The organism is Sphingomonas sp. PAMC 26605 (assembly GCF_000241485.1).
Classification (GTDB): domain Bacteria; phylum Pseudomonadota; class Alphaproteobacteria; order Sphingomonadales; family Sphingomonadaceae; genus Sphingomonas.
The window spans coordinates 144,865-154,442 of record NZ_JH584241.1 but is presented as its reverse complement, the minus strand read 5'-3'; the positions used below and the strand labels follow the sequence as shown (position 1 = coordinate 154,442).

The window sequence follows — 9,578 nt, the reverse complement described above, 5'->3', positions numbered from 1 at the left end:
CTTCATCGCGCAAGGCGCGACCGTCTACATCTCCGCGCGCAAGGCCGACGCCTGCTTCGAGACCGCCAGGGAACTCGGCGAGAAGTGCATCGCGCTGCCGCAGGACGTGTCGACCGTCGCCGGCTGCAAGGCGCTCGCCGCGCAACTCGCCGAGCATACCGACAAACTCGACATCCTCGTCAACAATGCCGGCGCCGCGTGGGGCGAGCCGTTCGAGGCCTTCCCCGAAAAGGGCTGGGACAAGGTGATGGACCTCAACGTCAAATCGCCCTTCTTCCTGACGCAGGCGCTGTTCGAACCGCTCAAGGCCGCGGCGAGCGCCGGACGGCCCGCCAAGGTGATCAACATCACCTCGATCGACGGCCAGCGGCTCAACCCGTGGGAGACCTACAGCTATCACGCTTCGAAATCGGCGCTGATCTATCTCACCAAGCGGATGGCGGCGCGGCTCGTCAGCGATCACATCAACGTCACCTCGATCGCGCCTGGCGCCTTCGCCAGCGAGATGAACAAGGCGGCGCGCGACCATGGCGACGACATCGCCAAGGGCATCCCGGCCAAGCGGATCGGGGTCGACGAGGATATGGCGGGCGCGGCGATCTATCTTGCGTCGCGGGCCGGCGATTACGTGATCGGCGACACTATCACGGTCGATGGCGGACTGGTCCATGCGGCGCTGGGGACGAGCATCGACGCGTAACTTCCCTTCTCCCCTCCCTGAAAGGGAGGGGGCGGGGGTGGGTCGGCCGGTTATCGAACGTCACGCCCACCCTCGGCCGACCCACTCCCAGCCCCTCCCTTCCAGGGAGGGGAGCAACGTGCAGTCGAAGGTCAGCTTCTCTCCTGCGGGTGATGCGGCTGGAGGATCAGCACCCCATCCTCGACGCGCCACGATTTCAGCCGCGACAGGAAGTTCATCCCCACCACATTCATCTCGCCGAACGCCGGCGACACCACCACCGGCAGATCGCGCGCGACGACATTGCCGATCCGCAGCACCGGCACCGTCGCGGTCTGTGCAGCGATATTCCCGTTGGCGGTCTGCATCACCACCGGCATCATCGAGTCGCTCGGCTCGATCCCCGCCGCTGCGGCGGTATCCGCCGAGATCGCGGTGACGGTCGCGCCGCTATCGACCAGCATCCGCCGCTCGATCCCGCCCAGTTTCACCCGCACCCAGAAATGCCCGTCGCTCGCCATCGGCACGCGCATTTCCTTGCCGACGACCTGCTGCCCGCCGATCTGGAAGCGCTGCGCCATCCGCGCGAACATCGGATCGAACTGCGCGCGCTCGACGACCAGCAGCGCCACCACGACGATCGCACCCGTGGTCATCGCAAACGATAGCAGCCGCCCCAGCACGGGCACGCGCCGCGCGAGAATCAGGATCGCCACCACGCCGGCGATCAGCAGATACAGCGGCCCATGCGGGCCGAGATGGGAGAGATCGGTCACGATCGGAATATAAGACGCGGCGGCGCCTTTATGAAGGCTGACCGCCGCCCACGGCGTTACTCCATCGCAGCAAGCAGCCGGTCGACCGTTGTCGTCGCAAACGCGGTAAAATTGTCCGCCACCCCGTACGGCAACAGGATATCGCGCCCCACCGCGAGCGCACCACAGCTATATACCACGTTCGGCACATAGCCGTCGCGCTCGGTCGGGCTCGGGCGCAGGATCGGCTCAGGCGTGCGCGCGAGCAGCTTCGAGGGATCGTCCTTGTCGAGCAGGCACGCGCCCATGCAATAATTGCGCACCGTGCCGACGCCGTGGGTGAACACCAGCCAGCCCTCGTCGACCTCGATCGGCGACCCGCAATTGCCCATCTGGACGAATTCCCACGGATAGCGCGGGCTGACGATCTTGCCGCCGCCCGCCCAATGCAGGATGTCGTCCGAGCGGTGCAGCCAGATGCTCTCGCTATCCTGCCGCCCGAGCATGACATATTGGCCGCCGACGCGGCGCGGGAACAGCGCCATGCCCTTGGCGCCCGCCGCGTCGCCGGTCAGCGCGCGCATCATGAAGGTTTCCGAGCCGTCGCCCGACAGCAATTCGGGGCGCGCCGCCGAGCCGCTGAACGCGGTGTAGGTGCCGTGATAGATGGTCGCGCCGTCGTCCTCGGTGAAGCGCACCAGTCGCAGATCCTCGATCCCCTGGCGCTGGCTCGGCAGCAAGGGAAACAGCACGGTCTCGGAAATGTCGCGGCTGCGGTCGACGCGCAGCATGACCACCTCGCCTGCCGCGACGCTGTCGCCCTCGACGATCGGCGGCACCGCGACGAGGCTCGGCGGATCGATCGCGAGCTGCCCGCCGGGAACCCAGGTGCCCGAGCGGAACGCGACCGACGAGACATGCCCCTCGCCGATCCCGCGCAGCGAGACGATGAAGCGCACACCGCCTTCGGGCGCGCCCGATTGATCGTGCGCCAGCACCGCGCTTGGATTGAACAGCGCGGCGGCCTCGTACGAATATTCCTCGCTGAAATAGGCGCCGATCAGCCGCCGCTGCCCCTCGCGTGCCGGCGGCGGCTCGGGCAGCATCGCGGCGATTTCTTCATAGCGGCGCAACAGCATCGCATCGACGTCGCGATGCCGCTCGTCGAGCGAATCGGTGGTGATCGCAAGCTCGGCGGCGAGCCCGGCATCGTCGAGCGTCAGCACGCGATCGACGATCGCCTGCGTCCGGCTGTGCCCCTCGACCTGAAAGGCCTTGGGGTAATCGAGACCGAACGGCCGCACCACCGTCCGCGACGGATCGGGGCGCAGGATCAGATCGGCATGGTCCACGATCGGCTGAACGTCCGGCATGGCAACTCCCTTGGTGAAACGGCAGACTATCCCACTCGAACCGCGCCAACGAGCGAGCGCGTGGGTTGATCCGGGTTCGTCGGACATTCGATTCTTACGTAACGCACGATCACGTCGCGACTCGGATGTTGTTATCTAAGGCTTTCCCGTGCCACCTTAGAGGCGCCCGGGGAAGGCCGGGCATGTCGGGGGGGCGTTTATGACCGGTCGCAGACTTCTCTATGCGGGCCTGTGCCTGCTCGCACTGACGGATCCCGCCTGTGCGCAGCAGACCGATCCGCCGCCGCTGCCGTCCGAGGAACCGGCGCTGGCGGTGCTCAATACGCTGACCACGATACCGGGCGATGCGGCGCGTCTCGCCGTGGTCGACCGTGCTCTGGCCCTGTTGCCTCAGCCGACACTACTGCGCGGAAAGGTGTTATGCGGCCGTGCCGAGCTTCTTTCCAACATGGATCGGGCCGACGAAGCGCGTGTCGCTCTTGACCAGTGTCACCGGCTGCGGCCCGACGATCCGAATGTCCTGGTTGCGATCGCATTTGACGAATCGCGCCGGAAACGCCCGGCCGAAGCAGCGCACCTGATCGTCCGCGCTGCAGCGGCAAAGGCATCGGCGCTCGACGCGATCGATGTCGAGTCGATGGCAACGATCTTTCGCCAACTCAGCTATGCCGGGCAACCCGATCTCGGCGACGCGATGATCGATGCGCTGGTTGGCGCGGGCTATCCGCACGATAACGCCATCGCCTTTTCCGCGTTCGCCGAAACCGCGATCCGCCATCGTCTACATAAAGCGGATATTGCACCGGCGACGCAACTGCTCCCCTCGGTGCTCAGCCCGCGCAGCGGTATCGAGATGCTGATCGATCGCCAGTTCTCGGCGATCTGGCCTGAAATCGAACGATGGGCGGGCGATGACCTCTCGGTTCAACGCCGCGCCGCGCTGGCCAATGCGCGCGCGACGTTCGAAGCGAGCGGAACTTCCGACGCAAGTCTCGCCTACGCGCAGGCATTGACCCTTACGGGCCATAGGAGCGAGGCAATCGCGCTGATCGACGAGTGGTTCGTCGCCGACACCGCACCCGACGACCAATGGGACCGCAGCATGGCGGTGGTTAAACAGGGCCGCTGGCTGGCGGAACAAGGCGATCGGGCCGAAGGCATAAAACGCATGCGCGCCGCGCTCGACGTTCCGGCCAAGGCAAATTCGGGTATCGAGAACATCGTGCCCAATCTCGTGTTGCAATTGATCCTGGCCCACGATTACGCTGCCGCAATCGCGACCCTCGACCGCTACCCACCGACCCCCGCAACACTTGAGAGCCCGGCGGCGGCGGGCTATTCGATCGCGTTGCGCGCATGTGCGCTCGAAGGTCTTGGCAAGCACGATCCCGCCACGGACCTGCTCAAGCGGCTGCGAACTGTTTATCCGACTGCCAAGGCGGCGGAATCCTATGCGGTCACCTGCGTCGCGTCGATCGAGGAACAGGCGCAGTACTGGATCTCCACGGCTCGGGATCCGGACACCCGTTCGGGCGCGCTCGTGTCGCTTGAAGCCGCGCGCTATCGCGCGAAACGGGCGCTGCCCGCGTTATCGCTCGACGAGCAGATGCTGCGCAGGATTGCGGGGCGGGCCGATGTCCAGCGCACCTTCGCCGAGCTCGGACGGCCCCTCCCCCAAGCCTATACCCCGGCGCTCGACGACTTCAACGGCGTTCCCCAACCAGCCGCACCGCGCGGCCCCTCGCCGACGCCGGTCGCCTGACGTCGCAGCTCAGCGCGCGATGCCGCCCGCGGCAAGCACGGCGAGCGTCACCAGCTCACTCGCGGTGCTCGTCATCGGCGCGATCTGGACCGACTTCTCCATGCCCACCAGCATTGGCCCGATCACCGCGTCGCCGCCAAGCTCGCGCAGCAGCTTGGCCGAGATGTTGGCGGATTGCAGACCCGGCATGATCAGCACATTGGCCGGCCCCGACAGCCGCGCGAACGGATAGTTGGCGAGCTGCTTGGGATTGAGCGCGACGTCGGGCGCCATTTCGCCCTCATATTCGAAGCTGACCTTGCGACGTTCGAGCACCTTCACCGCGGCGCGGATGTCGTCGAGCCAATTGCCCTCGGGGTTGCCGAAGGTCGAATAGCTCAGGAACGCGACGCGCGGCTCGTGGCCCATCCGCTTGGCGACGAGCGCGGTGCCCTCGGCGATGTCGGCGAGTTCCTCGGCATTGGGGCGTTCGTTGACCGTGGTGTCGGCCATGAAGACGGTGTGGCTCTGCCCGACCATCAGATGGATGCCGAACGGGGTGCGGCCCGCTTCGGGATCGATCACGCGGCGGATTTCGCGCATCGTGTGCGCATAGGTGCGCGTGATGCCGGTGATCATCGCATCGGCCTCGCCGAGCTGGAGCATCACCGCGCCGAAGATGTTGCGATCCTGGTTGATCATCCGCTCGCAATCGCGACGCAGATAGCCGCGCCGTTGGAGCCGCCCGTAAAGGAAATCGACCATCCGCGGGACGAGCGGCGACTTGCGGCTATTGTGGAGCTCGTAGCTGTCGGGATCGGTGACGCCCAAAGCGCGCAGCCGCTCGGGAACGTCGTCGCGCCCGACCAGCACCGGCGTGCCGTAGCCGCCATCCTTGAACGCGATCGCCGCGCGCAGCACGACCTCCTCTTCGCCCTCGGCGAACAGCACGCGCTTGGGGTGCGCCTTGGCGCCTTCATAAGCGAGCGTCAGCACCGACGTCGTCGGATTGAGCCGCGCCTTCAGTTTCTCGCGATAGGCGTCGAGGTCGAGGATCGGCTTGGTCGCGACGCCCGAATCCATCGCCGCCTTGGCGACCGCGACGGGGACGATCTCCATCAGCCGCGGATCGAACGGCGCGGGGATGATGTAATCGGGCCCGAAGGTATGGCGCACACCGTAGGCGACCGCGACTTCCTCGGGCACCTGCTGGCGCGCGAGCGCCGCCAGCGCATGCGCCGCGGCGAGCTTCATCTCGTCGTTGATCGTCGTCGCGCGGACGTCGAGCGCGCCGCGGAAGATGAAGGGGAAGCACAGAACGTTGTTGATCTGGTTCGGATAATCCGAGCGCCCGGTGGCGATGATCGCGTCGGGGCGCGCCGCCTTGGCCTCGGGCGGAGTGATTTCGGGATCGGGATTGGCCATCGCGAAGATGATCGGCTTGGGCGCCATCTTCATCAGATCGGCGGCGGGCAAGGCACCTGCGGCCGACACGCCGATGAACACGTCGGCATCGACCAGCGCCTCGGCGCGGGTGCGCGCGGTCGTGTTGACGGCATGCGCCGACTGCCACTGGTTGATGTCGTCGCGCCCCTGGTAGATCACGCCGCCGAGATCGATCATCGTCAGATGATCGTTGGGCAGGCCCATCGCCTTGATCAGCTCGGCACAGGCGATCGCCGCCGCACCCGCGCCGTTCATCACGACGCGAGTGGTCTTGATGTCGCGGCCGGTGAGGAACAGCGCGTTGATCAGGCCGGCCGCGCAGATGATCGCGGTGCCGTGCTGGTCGTCATGGAACACCGGAATGTTCATCTTCGCGCGCAGCGTCTGCTCGATGATGAAGCATTCGGGCGACTTGATGTCCTCGAGATTGATCCCGCCGAAGCTCGGCTCCATCAGCTCGATCGCGTCGATCAGCCGGTCGGGATCCTCGGTCTTCAGCTCGATGTCGATCGCGTCGACATCGGCGAAGCGCTTGAACAGCACCGCCTTGCCTTCCATCACCGGCTTCGACGCCAGCGCGCCGAGATTGCCCAAGCCCAGGATCGCGGTGCCGTTCGAGATCACCGCGACGAGATTGCCCTTGGCGGTGTAATCGTAGGCGAGGCTCGGATCCGCGGCGATCGCCAGCACCGGCACCGCGACGCCCGGCGAATAGGCCAGAGCGAGATCGCGCTGCGTCGCCATCGGTTTCGACGCGATGATCTCGAGCTTGCCCGGACGCCCCTCGGAATGAAACAGCAGCGCTTCGCGCTCCGAAAACTGGACATTCTGCGGATTGGTGTCTGTGGACATGCTCGACCTTTCGGAATCGCCTGTGTCTGTAGGCAAAGCCTTCCCCCACGTCACCCCGCAGATGCACCAGTAACGGTTCGACACGATTGTTCGGCATGACGGGCCCGCAATTCGTTGCTACCTGCCGGGCGATGGCGAGCTCTCCCCCTACCCCGATGATGGCGCAATATCTCGCGCTCAAGGCCGAAGCGGCGGATTGCCTGCTGTTCTACCGCATGGGCGATTTCTTCGAGATGTTCTTCGAAGATGCCAAGGTCGCCGCCGCGGTGCTGGATATCGCGCTGACCGCGCGCGGCGAGCATGACGGCGTGCCGATCCCGATGTGCGGCGTGCCGGTCCATGCCGCCGACGCCTATCTCGCGCGGCTGATCAAGGCCGGCCACCGCGTCGCGATCGCCGAGCAGACCGAGAGCCCGGCCGAGGCGAAGAAGCGCAGCGGCAAGACGCTCGTCTCGCGCGCGATCGTCCGCGTCGTGACCGCCGGGACCTTGACCGAAGAGGCTTTGCTCGATGCGCGCACCGCGAACTGGTGCGTCGCGATCGGCGAAGCGGCGGGCGGCGTCGCGGTCGCCGCCGCCGACATCTCGACCGGGCGCTTCGAGCTGATCGAATGCGATGCGGCGAGCCTTGGCGCCGAACTCGCGCGGCTCGCGCCGGCCGAGACGATCGCATCCGAGGCGACGGCGTTTGGCGAGGCCGCGACGATGCTGCGCCCCCGCGCCGATTTCGACAGCGGGCGCGGCGAGACGCGGCTGAAGGCGCTGTACGATGTCGCGACGCTCGACGGGTTCGGCCAGCTCGGACGCGCCGCGCTCGCGGCGGCGGGTGGGCTGGTCGCCTATCTCGACCATACCGCCAAGGGTGCGATCCCCTTCCTGCGCCCGCCGCGCCTCGCGCAGACGACGCAGCAGATGGCGATCGACGCGGCGACGCGCGAGAGCCTCGAACTCACGCAGACGACGGGTGGCGCGCGCAAGGGCAGCCTGCTCGACGCGGTCGACCGGACCGTGACCGCGGCAGGCGCGCGGCTGCTCGCCGCCGATATCGGCGCGCCGCTGATGGATCGCGGCCGGATCGAAGCGCGGGTCGATCTGGTCACGCTGCTCGCCGAGGATTCGGGGTTGCGCGAGGCGCTCCGGGTTGCGCTGCGCAGCATGGCCGATATCGGTCGCGCGCTCGGGCGCCTCGCCGCGGGACGCGGTTCGCCGCGCGATCTCGGGCAGCTCCGCGACGGGCTCGACGGCGCGTGGCGGCTCGGCGAGCGGCTCGGCAAGATTGAGCAACCGCCCGCGCTGCTCGGCGAGCTCGCCCCAGCCCTTCGCGGCCACGGCGCGCTGATCGACCTGCTGACGCGCGCGCTCGTCGCGAGCCCGCCGATCGACGCCTCGGACGGCGGCTATATCGCGCCGGGCTATGATGCCGCGCTCGACGACCTGCGCGATGCCGGCGCCGGCGGACGCCGCGCGATCGCCGCGCTGGAGGCCGAGTTCCGCACCCGCACCGGCGTCACCGCGCTGAAGATCCGCCACAATGGCGTGCTCGGCTATCATATCGAAGTGCCCGCGCGCTTCGGCGATGCGCTGATGAAGCCCGAGAGCGGCTTTACCCACCGCCAGACGATGGCGGGCGCAATCCGCTTCAACGCGCCCGAACTCCACGAGGTCGCGCTGAAAGTGACGCAGGCGGGCGCGCACGCGCTCGCGGCGGAGGCGGCGCATCTCGAGGATCTGATCGCCGCCGCGCTCGCAAAACGCGAGGCGGTCGCCGCCACCGCCGATGCGCTCGCGCGGCTCGACGTCTCGGCAGGTCTCGCCGAACGCGCGACCGAAGGCGGCTGGGCACGCCCCGCGCTCGTCGATCACGCCTGTTTCGATATCGTCGGCGGGCGCCACCCGGTGGTCGAGGATGCGCTCGCCAAACGCGGCGAGCGTTTCGTCGCGAACGACTGCCGCCTGTCGGAAGACTCGCGGCTGTGGCTCGTCACCGGACCCAACATGGGCGGCAAATCGACCTTCCTGCGCCAGAACGCCGCGATCGCGGTGCTCGCACAGGCGGGGAGCTACGTCCCCGCCACCGCCGCGACGCTCGGCCTCGTCGACCGGCTGTTCAGCCGCGTCGGCGCGTCGGACAATCTCGCGCGCGGGCGATCGACCTTCATGGTCGAGATGGTCGAGACCGCCGCGATCCTCGCGCAGGCGACGCCGCGCAGCTTCGTCATCCTCGACGAGGTCGGGCGCGGCACATCGACTTATGACGGGCTGGCGATCGCCTGGGCGGTGGTCGAGGCGATCCATGAGGACAATCGCTGCCGCTGCCTGTTCGCGACGCACTATCACGAGCTGACGCGGCTCGCCGAACGCTGCGACGCGCTGACGCTCCACCACGTCCGCGCGCGCGAGTGGAAGGGCGAGCTGGTGCTGCTCCACGAGGTGTCCGAAGGGCCGGCCGACCGCAGCTACGGCCTCGCCGTCGCGCGACTCGCCGGCCTGCCGCCGGCGACGATCGCCCGCGCCAAGGCGGTGCTGAGCAAGCTCGAGGCCGGCCGCGCCAAGACCGGCGGGCTTGCTGCAGGGCTCGACGACCTGCCGCTGTTCGCCGCCGCGATGGAAGTCGCCGAGGAGCAATGCGACACGATCCGCGCCGAGGTCGAGACGCTCGACGTCGATGCGCTCACCCCGCGCGAGGCGCTCGAAACGCTCTACCGGCTCAAGGCGCTCGCGCGCGAATAGCCG

6 protein-coding genes are annotated in these 9,578 nt (G+C 67.7%); 3 read left to right on the top strand and 3 right to left on the bottom strand.

What is annotated here, in order from left to right; genetic code table 11:
* Positions 1–700, top strand: a 700-nt coding sequence (locus RH90_RS00705) for an SDR family oxidoreductase (RefSeq protein WP_010183258.1), incomplete at its 5' end; no start/stop codon positions are given.
* Between the two features lie 131 nt (positions 701–831).
* Here the strand turns inward: RH90_RS00705 and RH90_RS00700 are convergent.
* On the bottom strand, positions 832–1,455 hold the full coding sequence (locus RH90_RS00700) for a retropepsin-like aspartic protease family protein (protein WP_010183256.1): 624 nt from the start codon (positions 1,453–1,455) through the stop codon (positions 832–834).
* A gap of 56 nt (positions 1,456–1,511) precedes the next feature.
* Complete coding sequence (locus tag RH90_RS00695) at positions 1,512–2,807, bottom strand: glycoside hydrolase family 130 protein (RefSeq protein WP_010183255.1); 1,296 nt, start codon at positions 2,805–2,807, stop codon at positions 1,512–1,514.
* Between the two features lie 199 nt (positions 2,808–3,006).
* Here RH90_RS00695 and RH90_RS00690 point away from each other — a divergent pair, with 199 nt between their 5' ends.
* Complete coding sequence (locus tag RH90_RS00690) at positions 3,007–4,569, top strand: hypothetical protein (protein WP_010183254.1); 1,563 nt, start codon at positions 3,007–3,009, stop codon at positions 4,567–4,569.
* Positions 4,570–4,578: 9 nt separating this feature from the next.
* Here the strand turns inward: RH90_RS00690 and RH90_RS00685 are convergent, their stop codons facing one another.
* On the bottom strand, positions 4,579–6,846 hold the full coding sequence (locus RH90_RS00685; protein WP_010183253.1) for an NADP-dependent malic enzyme: 2,268 nt from the start codon (positions 6,844–6,846) through the stop codon (positions 4,579–4,581).
* Positions 6,847–7,001: 155 nt separating this feature from the next.
* Here RH90_RS00685 and mutS point away from each other — a divergent pair, with 155 nt between their 5' ends.
* The gene (gene mutS / locus RH90_RS00680; RefSeq protein WP_010183252.1) at positions 7,002–9,575 is read left to right on the top strand and encodes a DNA mismatch repair protein MutS; all 2,574 of its coding nucleotides are present in this window, start codon (positions 7,002–7,004) and stop codon (positions 9,573–9,575) included.
* Positions 9,576–9,578 lie beyond the last annotated feature (3 nt).

Coding starts and splice junctions, on each gene's coding strand:
- RH90_RS00695 (WP_010183255.1), bottom strand. CDS start 2,807: ATGCCGGACGTTCAGCCGATCGTGGACCATGCCGATCTGATCCTGCGC.
- RH90_RS00690 (WP_010183254.1), top strand. CDS start 3,007: ATGACCGGTCGCAGACTTCTCTATGCGGGCCTGTGCCTGCTCGCACTG.
- RH90_RS00685 (WP_010183253.1), bottom strand. CDS start 6,846: ATGTCCACAGACACCAATCCGCAGAATGTCCAGTTTTCGGAGCGCGAA.
- mutS (WP_010183252.1), top strand. CDS start 7,002: ATGATGGCGCAATATCTCGCGCTCAAGGCCGAAGCGGCGGATTGCCTG.